The sequence below is a fragment of the Streptosporangium album genome, assembly GCF_014203795.1.
Classification (GTDB): Bacteria; Actinomycetota; Actinomycetes; order Streptosporangiales; family Streptosporangiaceae; genus Streptosporangium; species Streptosporangium album.
Map to the genome: position 1 here is coordinate 1,059,618 of NZ_JACHJU010000002.1, position 15,820 is coordinate 1,075,437.

General features: G+C 70.6%; 16 protein-coding genes. 11 read left to right on the forward strand and 5 right to left on the reverse strand.

What is annotated here, in order from left to right; genetic code table 11:
• Positions 1-105: 105 nt before the first annotated feature.
• The 5 genes from FHR32_RS44830 to FHR32_RS28740 form a co-directional block, all read right to left on the reverse strand.
• Positions 106-978, reverse strand: coding sequence for a serine protein kinase RIO (locus FHR32_RS44830; RefSeq protein ID WP_184757621.1), 873 nt, complete (start codon positions 976-978; stop codon positions 106-108).
• A 235-nt stretch (positions 979-1,213) separates the two neighbouring features.
• Positions 1,214-1,828, reverse strand: coding sequence for a hypothetical protein (locus tag FHR32_RS28725; RefSeq protein WP_184757622.1), 615 nt, complete (start codon positions 1,826-1,828; stop codon positions 1,214-1,216).
• A gap of 149 nt (positions 1,829-1,977) precedes the next feature.
• Complete coding sequence (locus FHR32_RS28730) at positions 1,978-2,568, reverse strand: DUF4126 domain-containing protein (protein WP_184757623.1); 591 nt, start codon at positions 2,566-2,568, stop codon at positions 1,978-1,980.
• Between the two features lie 102 nt (positions 2,569-2,670).
• Positions 2,671-3,822 carry an NAD(P)H-dependent flavin oxidoreductase gene (locus FHR32_RS28735; RefSeq protein ID WP_184757624.1) on the reverse strand — a complete coding sequence of 384 codons (1,152 nt, stop codon included), beginning with the start codon at positions 3,820-3,822 and terminating at the stop codon, positions 2,671-2,673.
• A gap of 47 nt (positions 3,823-3,869) precedes the next feature.
• Positions 3,870-4,643, reverse strand: a complete 774-nt coding sequence (locus FHR32_RS28740; protein ID WP_246467461.1) for an acyltransferase — start codon at positions 4,641-4,643, stop codon at positions 3,870-3,872.
• Between the two features lie 156 nt (positions 4,644-4,799).
• Here FHR32_RS28740 and pyrG point away from each other — a divergent pair, with 156 nt between their 5' ends.
• The 11 genes from pyrG (at position 4,800) to der (ending at position 15,652) form a co-directional block, all read left to right on the forward strand.
• Positions 4,800-6,470: a CTP synthase gene (pyrG, locus tag FHR32_RS28745; protein WP_281391094.1), complete on the forward strand. Its 1,671-nt coding sequence runs from the start codon at positions 4,800-4,802 to the stop codon at positions 6,468-6,470.
• A complete protein-coding gene (locus FHR32_RS28750; protein WP_184757626.1) occupies positions 6,467-7,093 on the forward strand; it encodes an NUDIX domain-containing protein in 627 nt (208 codons plus the stop codon). Before pyrG ends, FHR32_RS28750 begins: the two co-directional genes overlap by 4 nt.
• Positions 7,094-7,105: 12 nt before the next feature.
• Positions 7,106-8,032, forward strand: a complete 927-nt coding sequence (locus FHR32_RS28755; RefSeq protein WP_184757886.1) for a site-specific tyrosine recombinase XerD — start codon at positions 7,106-7,108, stop codon at positions 8,030-8,032.
• 99 nt (positions 8,033-8,131) lie between these two features.
• A complete protein-coding gene (locus FHR32_RS28760) occupies positions 8,132-9,079 on the forward strand; it encodes a ParA family protein (protein ID WP_184757627.1) in 948 nt (315 codons plus the stop codon).
• A 30-nt stretch (positions 9,080-9,109) separates the two neighbouring features.
• Positions 9,110-9,934, forward strand: a complete 825-nt coding sequence (locus FHR32_RS28765; RefSeq protein WP_184757628.1) for a segregation and condensation protein A — start codon at positions 9,110-9,112, stop codon at positions 9,932-9,934.
• Positions 9,927-10,484: an SMC-Scp complex subunit ScpB gene (scpB, locus tag FHR32_RS28770; protein ID WP_184757629.1), complete on the forward strand. Its 558-nt coding sequence runs from the start codon at positions 9,927-9,929 to the stop codon at positions 10,482-10,484. Before FHR32_RS28765 ends, scpB begins: the two co-directional genes overlap by 8 nt.
• The gene (locus FHR32_RS46800; protein WP_312882744.1) at positions 10,484-11,893 is read left to right on the forward strand and encodes a pseudouridine synthase; all 1,410 of its coding nucleotides are present in this window, start codon (positions 10,484-10,486) and stop codon (positions 11,891-11,893) included. Before scpB ends, FHR32_RS46800 begins: the two co-directional genes overlap by 1 nt.
• Before the next feature lie 77 nt (positions 11,894-11,970).
• On the forward strand, positions 11,971-12,330 hold the full coding sequence (aroH, locus tag FHR32_RS28780) for a chorismate mutase (RefSeq protein ID WP_184757630.1): 360 nt from the start codon (positions 11,971-11,973) through the stop codon (positions 12,328-12,330).
• 7 nt (positions 12,331-12,337) lie between these two features.
• Positions 12,338-13,447, forward strand: a complete 1,110-nt coding sequence (locus FHR32_RS28785) for a prephenate dehydrogenase (RefSeq protein WP_184757631.1) — start codon at positions 12,338-12,340, stop codon at positions 13,445-13,447.
• Positions 13,448-13,577: 130 nt separating this feature from the next.
• Positions 13,578-14,234 carry a (d)CMP kinase gene (gene cmk / locus FHR32_RS28790; RefSeq protein ID WP_312882745.1) on the forward strand — a complete coding sequence of 219 codons (657 nt, stop codon included), beginning with the start codon at positions 13,578-13,580 and terminating at the stop codon, positions 14,232-14,234.
• Complete coding sequence (der, locus tag FHR32_RS28795; RefSeq protein WP_184757632.1) at positions 14,231-15,652, forward strand: ribosome biogenesis GTPase Der; 1,422 nt, start codon at positions 14,231-14,233, stop codon at positions 15,650-15,652. The genes cmk and der overlap by 4 nt, the downstream gene beginning before the upstream one ends.
• The last annotated feature ends 168 nt before the right edge of the window (positions 15,653-15,820 follow it).

Here is a 15,820-nt window from a genome sequence, read left to right on the forward strand (position 1 = left end):
GCCGGCGCCCCCGGAGAAGGGGCACGCGGACGGCTCGGAGGAGGAGCGCCGGTCCCCGCTGCCCGCGCGGGCAGCGGAGACCGGCTTGGCGCTGTCGGGCGCAGGTCAGGACAGCCGGGCCTCGGCCCGCAGAAGCGCGGCCAGCGAGTCGGCGTCGGCCGCGGCCACGCCGCGCGCGGCGAACCAGGTGGCGACGTTGCGCGCGTCACGGTCGAGGAAATCCGCGCCGACGGGGTGGGCCACCACGTCCACGATCTGCGGCAGGTCGATGATGACCAGCCGGCCCTCGTGGACGAGGATGTTGTAGGGCGACAGGTCCCCATGGGCCAGGCCCTCGCGGGCCAGGATCACCGTGGCGTCCACGAGCTGCTCCCACAGCTCTGCCAGCCCCTCGGAGACGGCGGCCAGGCGGGGCGCGGCGAAGCCGTCGGGAGTGCCGACGAACTCCTCCAGGATCTCGGTGCCGACGATCTGCACCGGGTACGGCACAGGCACCCCCAGTGACCAGAGGCGGCACAGCGCGGCGAACTCGGCGCCGGCCCACTGCCCGGCGATCATCTGCTTGCCGAACCGGGATCGGCCGGCCATCGCCCGGCTGATCCGGCTGTCCCGTTCGCCGCGCCCCTCGAGATACCCGGCGTCGCGGTGGAAGAGACGGTTCTCGGCCGAGCGGTAACGCTTGGCGGCCAGCAGGCAGGTCCGGTCGGTGTCCGGGACGCCTCGCGAGATGAGATGGACGTCGGCTTCCTTGCCGGTCTTCAGGATGCCGAGTTCGGTGTCGACGGCGGCCAGTTCGGTGACGAGCCACTCGGGATGCGGCCGGGGGCCGCGCTCGGTCGGGGTGCTCAGGTCCCAGGTGGACCAGCGGTCGCCGGACGGCGGCCCGTCGAGATCATCGGGGGCGTTGGCAAGCCATTCGACGTCGTCGTCATCGAGCGCGTGCTTACCACGGCGGCGGTGTTCGGGATGCTTCGGCACTGCGGGTTCTCCGGATCGAGAGGCCCACCGGTGCGGCGATCAGGTCAGCGAGGACCGGTGGGAGAGGACTTACGGACATGAGAGAAGAAAGCAGCCACGGTCACCCTCCCTTCGTCCAAGGCGCACAGCGGCGCCGCGTGATCGACATCGATGATTGTGCAGTCCCGTTCCGGTCTACCGCAAGCCATTTACCGCCCGTCCGTAGGAGAGCGGATGGTGACACGTTCCGTAGTCGTCAGCGGTGCTCTTCGGGGCGGGACCGGTTGACCATGGCGCGCCGGTGGAGCTCGTCGATCTGGTCCAGCGGGTCGGGGGCGCGGCGGCGCGCCTCGATCTCGATGTCGGTGCGGTTCTGGATGTCGGCGATGCCTCCGGCCGCGTGCGCCATCTGGTCGTTGAGCAGGTCGGCGCGGATCCGGGCACAGGAACTGGTCAGCTTGGCGTGGTGCTCGCGCAGACGGCCCAGGGAGGCGTGGTCGACGTAGGCCGACACCCGGCTGTGCTGGGCGTAGAGGCCGAGCTGGACGTCGAGCTGGTCGGCGTGTGCGCCGATCTCGGCCACCAGCTGGGGCAGGTCGCCCAGGCCCCACCCGTCGCGCAGCGCGTGGTCCACCGCCTGACGGGTCAGGGAGACCTCGCGGCGCAGATCCAGGCGCATCCGCTCGGTCTCGCCGGCGTCGCCGGGACCCATCGCCGCCATGTGGGAGGCGACCCGGTTGCTCACCTTGCGGGCCTTCTTGGTCGCCTTCTTCCCTACCTTGACCAGAAGGTAGATGCCGGCTCCCCCCAGGAGGAGGAGGAACAGGAAGATCACCAGCACGATGGTGAGGAAAGTGCCGATCGGAGCCACCTCCCGATGGGGGCGAAATGAGGTTCTTCGAGCATAGCCCGCGCGTTCAGATGGAGGCGGTCGCCGGCCGGTGGGGTTTCTCCCCCCGCGCGATCACCGCTCGCTCCGGGACGGGCCGCGCGTCAGGCCGGGCCGCACCGGGCCGCGCGTCAGGCCGGACTCCGCCTGAGCGCGCGGCGGCGCCGTACCTTGCGGATCGCCCACCAGGCGAGCAGCGCCAGCACGGCCACCCCGACGACGACCAGGACCGGCAGGAAGATCGCGGCCAGGCTCATGCCGAGCGCTCCGGCGTCCTCCACGGTGCTGATGACGGGCGCGCCGACCCCCGCGGTCGAGACGTTGACCACCGGCCTGGCGGTCGTCTTCATCACGTGCACGGCCAGCGCGATCCCGATGCCCAGCACCCAGCTCAGCCAGGGGCTGTGGCTCATCCAGGTCGAGCCGTCGAGCCGGGCGGCCGCCTCGGTGGCGCTGAACACCACGCCGCCGGAGGCCGGGCGGACCACGGTCTGGATCATGTCGTTGACGCTGTCGACCACCGGGACCTTGTCGAGCACGATCTCGGCGAGCAGCAGCACACCGATGATCCCGAGCACCCAGCCGTTGGACAGCCAGGCGAACTCCTGGGGCAGCCGTATCCGGTCGGTGAGGTTGGCGATCAGGCCGACCACGAGCAGCGGGATGTAGGCGTTCAACCCCGCCGCGGTGGAGAGTCCCAGGCCTGTCAGTGCCGCGAGCATCGTGCCTCCGTCGTGTTCTCCTCGTCTCTCCTTCAACGGTTCCCGGGCGCCGATGGATCCCGCCGGGCTCCATCGGCTGCGGGGCGCATCCGGTCGCCGTCGTCACGGGTGAGGGGCGTGCCCGTCGTCGGTGAACCGCTGCAGGCGCTCCACGGAGGCGGCGAACTCCTCGATCATGCCGTAGACGACCTGGCGGGCCGGTCTGACCTGGTTCATCTGGCCGACGACCTGCCCGACGAAGTAGTTGGCCAGCTCCACCGCCCCCGGCCGGCCCCGCTCGGCCGCTCGGTTGATCCGGGCCATCGCGCTCTCGGCGAGCAACATCTGCAGCGGCATCTGCAGCGGGCCCGGACTCTCCTGGGCCCCGTCCCACTCCTCGGTCCAGGCGGACTTCAGCTGCCGGGCGGGCTTGCCGGTCCGCGACCGTGACCGCACCGTGTCCGCGGAGGTGGCGGCGAGCATCTTGTGCTTGACCGGGGGGACGGTCTCGGCCTCCTCGGTGGTCAGCCAGACCGAGCCGCACCACACGCCCTCGGCCCCCAGCGCGAGCGCCGCCGCCACCTGGCGGCCGTCGGCGATGCCTCCCGCCGCCAGCACCGGGACGTCCACGGCGTCCACGACCTGGGGGACCAGCACCATGGTGGAGATCTCGCCGGTGTGCCCGCCCGCCTCCGACCCCTGTGCCACGATCACGTCCGCCCCCGCCGCCACCTGGCGCCGGGCATGCTCGACGGTGCCGACCAGCGCGGCGACCGGCACCCCGGCCTTCCTCGCCTTGTCCACCATCTCCGGCGGCGGCGGCCCGAGCGCGCTGGCGATCAGGGCGATCGGATGCTTGAGCGCCACGCCGATGAGACCTGTCGCGCCCTCGGCGGTCACCCGGCGGCCCATCTCGTCGCCGTGGGCCGGCATCGTGCCGGTGAACGGCTCGGGCGCGCTCACGCCGTACTTGCCGAACAGGTAGGCCACGAAGTCGCGGTGCCGTTCGGGGATGAAGTCGGCGAGGCGGGCGCTCCGGTCGGCCGCGGACGCGTCGATCTTGCCCGGGACGAGGACGTCCACGCCGTACGGCCGCCCGCCGACCCGCGCGTCGATCCAGTTCAATTCCGCGTCGAGCTGCTGGGGGGAGTAGGCGACGGCGCCGAGCACGCCGATCCCGCCCGCGTTGGTCACCGCGGCGACCACGTCGCGGCAGTGGCTGAAGGCGAAGAGAGGGAACTCGACGCCGAATCTCTCACAGATCGCGGTGCGCATGCCGCGACCGTAAGTCCCAGAAGCTTGTACGGTCCAGCGTCCGGGGCTCAGCCGGTGCCGGCCGGCCCGGCTCCGACCCGCTCGGCTCCGGCCGGTCCGGTGGTTCCCGCGGGCCCGGCGTGCCGTACGGGCCCGGCCGGCGGGACGGCCTCGGACTGCTCGACCGGCTCGGCACGGGAGCCGCCGAGGTGGGGCGGCAGCCATCCGTCTCCGGGCACGTAGCGGCGGACGACCTTGGCGGGCACACCGGCGATCACGCTGTGGTCGGGGAACTCGCCGCGGACCACGGCTCCGCCCGCGACCACGCACTGCCTGCCGATCCGGGTGCCCGGCAGGATGATCGCGCCGGTGCCCAGCCAGGAGCCCGAGCCGATGACCACCGGATTGTTGCGGGGCCACTGGCGGCCGATCGGCGTCTCCGGATCGTCGTAGACGTGGTTCTGGTCGGTGATGTAGACGTACGGGCCGGTGAACACGTGATCGCCGATGTCGATCGACTGGTGGCCGACGATGTGGCTGCCCCGGCCGATCGAGCAGCTCCCGCCGATCCGCACGATCGAGACCGGGCCAAGGTCCACCCCCGGGCCCATGCCCGCGGAGATGGAGACGCGCTCACCGATCAGGGTGTGCTCGCCTATCTCGATCCAGGCCTCGCCGAAGATCGCGCCGACGGGGAAGGACAGGCACGCGCCGTCGCCGAGACGGCGGAAGCGGTAGCCGGCGGGGTTGGCGGGGCTTACCGCGCCGGCCGCTCGGATCGCGGCCCAGCCGCGATGGATGAGGCCGCCGACGGCACGCCGTATCACGCCACGAATCGACATAAGGAGCTAAGTTACCGTTCGGTCATGTACGAGGGGAATACGGGTCAAGGGGCATGCGGACGGTCCGCAGGAACGGTTTGATATTCTGAGAGTCCGTGGACAGGTGGGCCGCTATCAGGGTGCGCCGACTGATCTATGACGACCACGGGAGACTTCTTGCGCAGCGCCGCACACACCAAGCATCTGTTCGTCACCGGCGGCGTCGCCTCCAGTCTCGGTAAGGGACTGACGGCGTCGAGCCTCGGACGTCTTCTCAAACTGCGTGGCCTGCGAGTCACCATGCAGAAACTCGACCCTTACCTCAACGTCGACCCCGGAACGATGAACCCGTTCCAGCACGGTGAGGTCTTCGTCACGGACGACGGGGCGGAGACCGACCTCGACGTCGGCCACTACGAGCGCTTCCTCGACACCGAGCTGCACGGCTCGGCGAACGTGACCACCGGCCAGGTCTACTCCAATGTCATCGCCAAGGAGCGCCGCGGCGAGTATCTCGGTGACACCGTGCAGGTCATCCCGCACATCACCAACGAGATCAAGGACCGCATCCGCTCCATGGCCGGCCCCGACGTGGACGTGGTCATCACCGAGGTCGGCGGCACCGTCGGTGACATCGAGTCGCTGCCCTTCCTGGAGGCCGTCCGCCAGGTCCGCCACGAGGTCGGCCGCGACAACGTGTTCTTCCTGCACGTCTCGCTGCTGCCCTACATCGGCCCGAGCGGGGAGCTGAAGACCAAGCCGACGCAGCACTCGGTCGCCGCGCTGCGCAGCATCGGCATCCAGCCCGACGCGATCGTCCTGCGCTCCGACCGCCCGGTCAGCACCTCGATCAAGCGCAAGATCAGCCTCATGTGCGACGTCGACGAGGACGCCGTGGTCTCCGCGGTCGACGCGGCGAGCATCTACGACATCCCCAAGGTGCTGCACTCCGAGGGCCTGGACGCCTATGTCGTCCGCCGCCTCGGCCTGCCCTTCCGCGACGTCGTCTGGAAGGAATGGGAGCAGCTCCTCGGCCGGGTGCACCACCCGGCCAAGGAGGTCACGATCGCCCTCGTGGGCAAATACATCGACCTGCCCGACGCCTACCTGTCGGTCACCGAGGCGCTGCGCGCGGGCGGCTTCGCCAACGACGCCCGCGTCAACATCCGCTGGGTCAAGAGCGACGACTGCGAGACCCCCGAAGGAGCCGCCCGCGAGCTGGACGGCGTGGACGGCGTGCTCGTCCCCGGCGGCTTCGGCGTGCGCGGCATCGAGGGCAAGCTCGGCGCGATCCGGCATGTCCGGGAGAACCGGATCCCGCTGCTCGGCATCTGCCTGGGCATGCAGTGCATGGTCATCGAGGCCGCCCGCAACCTCGCCGGCATCGAGGACGCCGGCAGCACGGAGTTCGATCCCGAGACCACCCACCCCGTCATCTCCACCATGGCCGACCAGGAGGACGTCGTCTCCGGCGAGCGTGACATGGGCGGCACCATGCGGCTGGGCCTCTACCCCGCCAAACTCGCCGAGGGCTCCCTCGCGCGCCAGCTGTACGGCATGGCGAAGGTGGACGAGCGCCACCGCCACCGCTACGAGGTCAACAACTCCTACCGGGACGAGCTGGAGAAGGTCGGCATGGTCTTCTCCGGCCTGTCGCCCGACGGCCGCCTGGTGGAGTACGCCGAGCTGCCCGCCGACATCCACCCGTTCTTCGTCGGCACCCAGGCGCACCCGGAGTTCCGCTCCCGCCCGACCCGGGCGCACCCGCTGTTCAAGGGCCTGGTCGGCGCCGCTCTGACCTACGCCGACAGCCGGGGCACCTCCGCCAAGGCCGGTCGGGGCAAGTGAGCACTCCCGAGTTCGAGGTCCGGGACATCCCGGAGGAGTGGAAGGTCGTCTCCTCCGCCGAGCATTTCAGCGGACACGTCATCACCGTGGTGACCGACGCGGTCCTCATGCGGGATCAGGAGGTCGTCGAGCGCGACTACGTGGTCCACCCCGGATCGGTGGCCGTCGTCGCGCTCGACGACGCCGGCCGGGTGCTGATGATCCGCCAGTACCGCCACCCGGTCCGGCGCCTGCTCTGGGAGCTGCCGGCGGGCCTGCGTGACGTCGAGGGCGAGGCGCTCCAGGCCGGAGCGGCCCGCGAGCTCGCCGAGGAGGCCGGTTACCGGGCGGAGACCTGGCACACCCTGGTCGACGCCTTCACCTCGCCGGGAATGACCGACGAGCGGACCCGCATCTTCCTCGCCAGAGACCTCAGCCCCATCCCCGAAGGGGAGCTGGACTTCGTCCACCGGCACGAGGAAGTCGACATGCCGGTGGTCTGGATCCCCCTGTCCGACGCGGTTCGGCGTGCCCTGGCGGGAATGATCCACAATTCCCAAGCCGTGGCCGGTATTCTCGCCGCATACGCCGCTTCGGCGGATGGTTTCGCCTCGTTGCGGCCCGCCGAAGCACCGGAGGCATGACGGGAGGACACCCTGAGCGAGACGGAGGCCGTCCTCTCCAGCTACCTCACCCATCTGGCGGTGGAGCGGGGTCTGGCCGCCAACACCCTGGCCTCCTACCGCCGTGACCTCCTGCGTTATGTGGATCATCTGAAGAGCCGTGGCCGTGTCACCTTCGGGGAGGTGGCCGAGGCCGACGTCACGGCCTTCCTGACCGCGCTCAGGGAGGGCGACGGGGAGCATCAGGCCCTCGTCGCCAGCTCGGCGGCGCGTGCCGTCTCCGCGGTACGTGGCCTGCACCGCTTCGCGCTGCGCGAGGGGGCCGCAGGCCACGACCCGGCCCACGGCGTACAGCCGCCGCGGCAGCTCCGGCGCCTGCCCAAGGCGATCAGCGTGGACGATGTGGAGCGGCTCATCGCCGCCTCCGGCCCCGAGGGGGCGCCCCTCACGATGCGCAACCGGGCGCTGCTGGAGCTGCTGTACGGCACGGGCGCGCGCATCTCCGAGGCCGTGGGCCTCGCGGTGGACGACGTCGACCTGAGCCCGAAGGCCCAGCAGGTGCGCCTGCGCGGCAAGGGCGGACGCACCCGCCTGGTGCCCCTGGGCCGCTTCGCGAGGGAGGCGCTGGGAGCCTATCTCACCCGGGCGCGTCCCGGCATCGCCGCCCACGGCCGGGGCACCTCGGGGCTGTTCCTCAACGCCAGAGGCGGGCGGCTCACCCGTCAGGGAGCCTGGGAGGTCCTCCAGGCCGCCGCCGAGCGCGGAGGGCTGGCAGGAATCTCACCCCATATCTTGCGACATTCCTTCGCAACACACCTCCTCGACGGGGGTGTGGACGTTAGGGTGGTTCAGGAATTGCTCGGCCACGCCTCGGTGACCACCACGCAGGTATACACCCTGGTCGCGGTCGACAAGCTCCGCGAGGCCTGTGCCGTCGCGCAACCGCGCGCGCGGCATTGACCTTGCTTATGTCCGGGCGTGCCGCCTTGCCGCATACGTGTTGACGCCATAGTGTCCGTCCGGACGGTCCGGTTCAAGGCCGTCAGGGAGGTTCGACTGGTGACTGTGACCACCGACGGTTCTGTCCGGGGAACGACCCCTGGAAACCCCGAGAATCCCTGGGGGGACACCAAGACCGCCGGGACCCCTCGCGCTGGGGGAGTCCTCGGCCCGACCGGGCGACCCCGCCCGGTCTTTCCCGACCCGCCTCCTCGTACGGTGCACGGACCGGCGCGTGTCGTGGCCATGGTCAACCAGAAGGGCGGCGTCGGCAAGACGACCACCACCATCAACCTGGGCGCGGCGCTGGCCGAGGCCGGGCTCAAGGTGCTGCTGGTCGACTTCGACCCGCAGGGTGCCCTCTCTGTCGGCCTCGGGATCAACCCCCACCAGCTCGATCTGACGGTCTACAACCTCCTCATGGAGCGGCAGATCACCGCCAGGGACGTGCTGATGGAGACCGGCGTCGACGGCATGGACCTGCTGCCCAGCAACATCGACCTGTCCGCGGCCGAAGTCCAGCTCGTCACGGAGGTCGCCCGCGAGCAGGTGCTCGGCCGGGTGATCAAGCCCCTCCTGCCCGAGTACGACGTGTGCCTGATCGACTGCCAGCCCTCCCTGGGCCTGCTCACGATCAACGCGCTGGCCTGCGCGCACGGCGTCATGGTGCCGTTGGAGTGTGAGTTCTTCGCCCTGCGTGGAGTCGCGCTGCTCATGGACACCATCATCAAGGTCCAGCAGCGCATCAACGAGGACCTGGTCATCGAGGGCCTGCTCGCCACCATGTACGACGCGCGGACCCTGCACGGCCGCGAGGTGCTGGCCCGGGTGGTCGAGGCGTTCGACGAGAAGGTGTACCACACGGTGATCAACCGGACGGTCCGCTTCCCCGACGCCACCGTGGCCGGTGAGCCCATCACCAGCTTCGACTCCTCCTCCCTCGGTGCCAGCGCCTACCGCGAGCTGGCCCGCGAAGTCCTCACCCGGTGGGCCGCGCTGGAGCAGTGATTGCGGTCCCGGGTGCGGGACAATGGTGGGATGACCGAGCAGCCAGAGACGGCCGACGACACCTTCAGGGTGCACCTGGAGGTCTTCGAGGGCCCCTTCGACCTGCTGCTCGGTCTGATCTCCAAGCACAAGCTCGATATCACCGAGGTCTCACTCAGCCAGGTCACCGACGAGTTCATCTCCTACATCCGCGCTCGCGGCCCTGAGTGGGACCTGGAGCTGACGAGTCACTTCCTGCTCGTCGCGGCCACCCTGCTCGACCTCAAGGCGGCCAGGCTGCTGCCCTCGGGTGAGATCGACGATGAGGAGGATCTCGCCCTCCTGGAGGCGCGCGACCTGCTGTTCGCCCGCCTTCTGCAGTACCGGGCCTACAAGGAGGTCGCGAAGGTCTTCTCCGGCAGGATGGCGGAGGAGGCGCTGCGCTTCCCCCGGACCGTGTCGATGGAGGCACCGTTCGCCGATCTCCTTCCCGAGCTGATCCTGGGCATCGGCCCCGACCGCCTCGCCCAGCTCGCCCAGCGGGCATTCGCGCCCAAGACCCCTCCGTCCGTCTCCGTCGCCCACATCTACCAACCGCTCGCCAATGTCAGGGACCAGGCGGTTATCCTTGTGGAGCGGCTGCGACGGGTGCGCCGGGCGACCTTCCGAGCCCTCACCTCCGACTGCGCCGGCACCTTCGAGGTCGTCGCGCGTTTCCTGGCCGTCCTGGAGCTCTACCGGGAGGCGGCCGTCTCCTTCGACCAGGTGGAGCCTCTCGGAGAACTGCATGTGACCTGGACCGGCAGTGACGACGGAGACGTCGCCGTGGCCGACGACTACGACGAGAGCACCAAGAGAGAGCCTGCTCATGACTGACGCGGTGCCCGAGCCGAACCTGCGCACCGGGCTGGAGGCCATTCTTCTCGTGGTCGACGAACCGGTCACCGAGATGACCCTCGCCCAGGTTCTGGAACGGCCCATCAGTGAGGTCGCCGCCGTGCTCCGTCAGCTGTCGGCGGAATACACTGAAGGCGGTCGGGGTTTCGACCTGAGAGAGGTCGCGGGCGGCTGGCGGTTCTACACGCGGGCCGAGTGTGCGACCCTCGTGGAGCGGTTCGTCCGCGACGGCCAGCAGGCACGGCTCACCCAGGCCGCGCTGGAGACCCTGGCCGTGGTCGCCTACCGGCAGCCGATCAGCCGGGCCCGGGTGGCGGCCGTACGAGGTGTCAACAGCGACGGTGTCATGCGCACGCTGGTGACGCGAGGGCTGGTCGAAGAGGCCGGCACCGAACCGGAGAGCCAGGCACTGCTCTACCGGACAAGTCCGTATTTTCTCGAGCGGATGGGCCTGAGGGATCTCGACGAGCTCCCCGAACTGGCGCCGTTCCTGCCCGACGACGTGGAAACCTTAGAGGAGCACAAGTAGTGAACAGCAGGCGTAGTACCCCGTCCGGTGATGGACGCGGTCAAGGCCGTGGCGGAGCCCCGCGCGGCGGCAACCCCCGAGGCGGCTCCCGCTCCGGCGGGCCCAGGGGCGGTTCGCAGGGCGGGTTCCGTTCGGACGCTCCGCGTCGTGATGATCGTGGTGGGTTCCGTTCGGACGCTCCGCGTCGCGACGACCGCGGTGGGTTCCGCGCCGAGCGTGACGGCTCGCGTAGCCGGTACGGCAGGCCCGCCGAGGGGGGGCCGCGTCGTGATGATCGCGGTGGTTCGCAGGGCGGGTTCCGTTCGGACGCTCCGCGCCGCGACGACCGTGACGCACCTCGTGGTGGTTCGCAGGGCGGGTTCCGTTCGGGCGCTCCGCGCCGTGACGACCGTGGCGGTTCGCGCGGGTCTTCCGGCTCGGACCGTGGCCGTTCCAACGCGTCCGGCAGCGGTTCCCGTGGCCGGTTCGGCAGGACCGACCGGCGGGACGAGGTCCAGACGATCGGAGGCAAGCGAGCCGGCTCGTACGGCGAGCGCCGTCCCGGTGCCGACCGCGGTCCCGCGAAGGCCGAACGCCGGCCCGGCGCGATCGAGAACGACCGGTTCAAGACCGCCCGCCAGCCCAAACGCGACTCGGACTTCTACGACAGGGACTACGTCGACGAGCGCGACACCACCGAGGTCCCCGACGGCGTCCGGCTGCAGAAGGTCCTGGCCCAGGCGGGCGTGGCCAGCCGGCGGGCCTGCGAGGACATGATCGGCGATGGCCGGGTGACGGTCGACGGCCAGGTGGTCCGGCGCTTCGGCGCCCGGGTCGATCCGGCCAAGCAGGTCATCCACGTCGACGGCAAGCGCCTGCCGACAATGCCTGACCTGGTCTACCTCGCCATCAACAAGCCGATCGGCGTCGTCAGCACCATGTCCGACCCCGACGGCCGTCCCTCGCTGGCCGATTTCGTGGCCGACCGCACCGAGCGGCTGTTCCACGTGGGCCGCCTGGACACCGAGACCGAAGGCCTCATCCTGCTCACCAACGACGGCGAGCTGGCCAACCGGCTCACCCACCCGAGTTACGGCGTGCAGAAGAAGTACTGGGCGAAGGTCCCCGGCAGGATCGAGCGTGACCTGGGCCGCCGCCTGAAGAAGGGCATCGAGCTGGAGGACGGCATCGCCAAGGCCGACTCCTTCACCCTGGTCCAGGAGCACGGACAGCAGGCGCTGGTGGAGATCGTCCTGCACGAGGGCCGCAAGCACATCGTCCGGCGCATGCTGGAGGAGGTCGGGCACCCGGTCATCGACCTGGCCCGCATCGAGTTCGGGCCGGTCAAGCTCGGCCGTCTCAAGCCGGGCACCGTCCGTGCGCTGAGCCTCAAGGAAGTCGGCGAGCTCTACGCCGCCGTCGGCCTGTAATCTTCCTGGACACGCACGGTTTCGACACGCCGGATCGCCTGCGGGCGGTCCGGCGTGAACGGTATGGAGGAGCGACGATGGTGCGGGCGATTCGGGGCGCGATCCAGGTCGAGGGCAACGACCGGGAGGCCATCCTGTCAGGGGTGACCGAGCTGGTCACCGAGGTGATGGAGCGTAACAGGCTCACCACCGACGACGTGATCAGTGTGATCTTCACGGCCACCCCTGACCTGACCGCGGAGTTTCCCGCCCTCGCCGCCCGCAAGCTGGGCTTCCACGACGTCCCGCTGATCTGCGCGTCCGAGATCGACGTTCCGGGCGCGCTCCCCCATGTCGTACGGCTGATGGCCCACGTGGAGACCGATCGGCCACGCCAGGAGATCCAGCACGTCTACCTGCGGGGGGCGGCGGCCCTACGTGTGGACATCGCTCAGTGACCTTGTCATGCGCCACCAAGCCCAAGAAGCCCGGGGAGCACGCGTGAGCGGTCTCGAGAGCGTCCTTGTCGTCGGAACCGGCCTGATCGGCACCTCCGTCGCCCTGGCCCTGCGCGAGCAGGGGATCACCGTCTACCTGGCCGACCGTGACGAAGGCGCCGTACGGCTGGCACGCGAGTTGGGCGCCGGCACCGAGTGGACCGCCGGGCGGACCGTGGATCTCGCGGTCATCGCGGTCCCCCCGCAGATGGTCGCCGACCGGCTCGCCGACCTTCAGGAGGCCCGGGTCGCCCGGTTCTACACCGATGTGGCGAGTGTCAAGGTGCTCCCGCTCCAGCAGGCCGCCGACCTCCGCTGCGACCTGACCACCTACATCGCCGGACACCCGCTGGCGGGCCGGGAGCGTTCGGGGCCCGCCGCGGCCCGGGCCGACCTGTTCCTGGGCCGTCCCTGGGCGCTGTGCCCGACGGAGGAGACCTCGCCCGACGCGGTCGAGGCCCTGTTGGGGCTGATCAAGCTCTGTGGCGGCGAGGCCGTCAGGGTCGAGGCGTCCGAGCACGACCGGGCCGTCGCGGTCGTCTCCCATGCTCCGCACGTGGCCGCCGCGGCGGTGGCCGCCCGGCTCGCCGCCGCGCCGGCGACCGCGCTCGGCCTGGCAGGGCAGGGCGTCCGCGACGTCACGCGCATCGCGGCCGGCGACCCCGGCCTGTGGACCGGGATCCTGTCGGGCAACGCGCTGCCGGTGGCCGACGTGCTGGAGAAGGTGGCCGCCGACCTGGCGGCCGTGGCCGCCTCGCTGCGTGCCTCCGCCGATCCGGAGGCCATGGGGCAGGTGACCGAGCTGCTGCACCGCGGTGTCGCCGGCACGGACCGGATCCCCGGCAAGCACGGAGGTCCCGCGCGCGCCTACGCGACCGTCCAGGTCATCATCGGCGACCGTCCGGGCGAGCTGGCCCGGCTGTTCCAGGTGGCCGAGGAGGCAGGCGTCAACATCGAGGACGTCCGGCTGGAGCACGCCCCCGGCCTGCCGCTGGGCGCCGCCGACCTGTCCGTGCAGCCGGAGGCGGTGGCCGCGCTGTCGGCGGCACTGCGCGCGCACGGCTGGCACCTGCCGTAACGCCCTGCCTGCCCCGGCCCGCTCCGGCGGGCCGGGGCGGGCCCTTCCCGAGCCGATCGATGCGTGTTCCCGCTCCCGCTCCCGGTAGCCTCGTACAGACAATTGAAGCGGGTTGCAAGGGAGAGGCGCCGTGACCGGACTGGTCGTCGCCATGGACGGTCCTTCGGGGTCGGGCAAGTCGAGTGCGTCGCGTGGGGTCGCGCGAGCGCTGGGACTGCGTTATCTCGACACCGGAGCGATGTACCGGGCCGTCACGTGGTGGATGCTCGAGCAGGGTGTCGACCTCACGGACCCGGCAGCGATCACCGCCAGGGCGCTGGACCCGGTTCTCTCGATGGGCACCGATCCTGACGCGCCCACGGTGGCCGTGGACGGCGCCGACGCCGCCGTGGCCATCCGCACCTCCGAGGTCACCGCCGCCGTCTCCGCGGTCAGCGCGGTGCCCAAGGTGCGGCGTCGGCTGGTGGCCGAGCAGCGTGAGATCATCGGTGGGGGCGGCATCGTCGTCGAGGGCCGTGACATCGGCACGGTGGTCACCCCCGGAGCCCCGGTCAAGATCTATCTGACCGCGAGCGCGGACGCCCGGGCGCTCCGCCGTACGGCGGAGCTGACCGGGACCACGGTGGAGGCGCAGAGGGCCGCGATGGCCCGGCGCGACACCCTGGACTCCACGAGAAAGACCGACCCACTTGCCATGGCGGCCGACGCCGTCGAACTGGACACCACGGCGCTGAACCTGGAAGAGGTCATCGCCGAGGTGCTACGTGTGATTAAGGAAAAGGCGTGACCGGGGAAGAAGAAAGCGGCTGGATCGAGGCTGAGCTGGCCGATCTGGGTACCGACAACAGCTCTGAGAACGAGGGCCCGGACGAGGGCCCGCAGCCGGTCGTGGCCGTGGTGGGCCGCCCCAACGTGGGCAAGTCCACCCTGGTCAACCGGATCATCGGCCGCCGGGAGGCGGTCGTGGAGGACGTGCCGGGCGTGACCCGCGACCGGGTCACCTACGACGCCACCTGGCGCGGACGCCGGTTCACGGTGGTCGACACCGGCGGCTGGGATCCCGACGCGACCGGGATGGCACTGAAGATCGCCGAGCAGGCGCAGGTCGCGGCCGAGCTGGCCGACGTGATCCTGTTCGTGGTGGACGCCGTGGTCGGCGTGACCGACGCCGACGAGATCGTCGGCCACGTGCTGCGTGGCTCCGGCAAGCCGGTCATCCTGGCCGCGAACAAGGTCGACAACCAGCAGATGGAGCTGGAGGCCGCCGCTCTGTGGTCTCTCGGCCTGGGCGAGCCGCAGCCGGTCTCGGCCCTGCACGGCCGCTCCAGCGGCGACCTGCTGGACGTGATCCTGGACAAGCTGCCGGAGACGCCGCAGCAGCGTTTCGGCGTCGAACGCGGTCCACGTCGCGTGGCCCTGGTGGGCAAGCCCAACGTGGGCAAGTCCTCCCTGCTGAACCAGCTTGCGGGGGAGGAGCGTGTGCTCGTCGACCCGATGGCGGGCACCACTCGCGACCCGGTCGACGAGCTGGTCCAGCTCGGCGGCAAGACCTGGCGTTTCGTGGACACCGCGGGTATCCGCCGGCGTGACCGTGAGCTGAAGGGCGCCGACTTCTACGCGAGCATGCGCACCCGGGGAGCCCTGGAGCGCTCGGAGATCGCGGTCGTGCTCATCGACGCCAGCGACGTGCTGACCGAGCAGGACCTGCGGATCATCTCCCTGGTGATCGAGTCGGGCCGTGCCATGGTCGTGGCGTTCAACAAGTGGGACCTCCTCGACGAGGACCGCCGCTACTACCTGGAAAAGGAGATCGACCGCCAGCTCGTCCGCGTGCCGTGGGCGCTGCGGGTCAACATCTCCGCCAGGACCGGCTGGCATGTGGAGAGGCTCGTCCCGGCGATCGAGAAGGCGCTCGACTCCTGGTCCACCCGGGTTCCCACGGCGCGCCTCAACGCCTTCCTCACCGACCTGGTGGCGGCCACCCCGCCCCCGGTCCGGGGCGGCAAGCAGCCCAAGATCCTCTTCGCCACCCAGGCGTCGACGGAGCCGCCCAAGTTCGTGCTGTTCACCTCGGGCTTCCTCGAGGAGACCTACCGCCGCTTCATCGAGCGCCGGATCCGCGAGGAGTTCGGCTTCGCCGGCTCTCCTCTCGAGGTCACGATGAAGATCCGCGAGAAGCGGCAGGGACAGAAGCAGAAGAAGTGACGTGAACGCGACGCGGACGGCCCGGCACATGCCGGGCCGTCCGTCGGTTCCGGCCTCTGCCGTACGGTGTTGACGTGCGGAGACGCGTCATCCGCACCGGCCGTCCGGCGCGCCGGCGGCGGACGCCGCGGTCCCCGCCGGGCCGGGGGAGCTCGGGGCCGAGTTCAC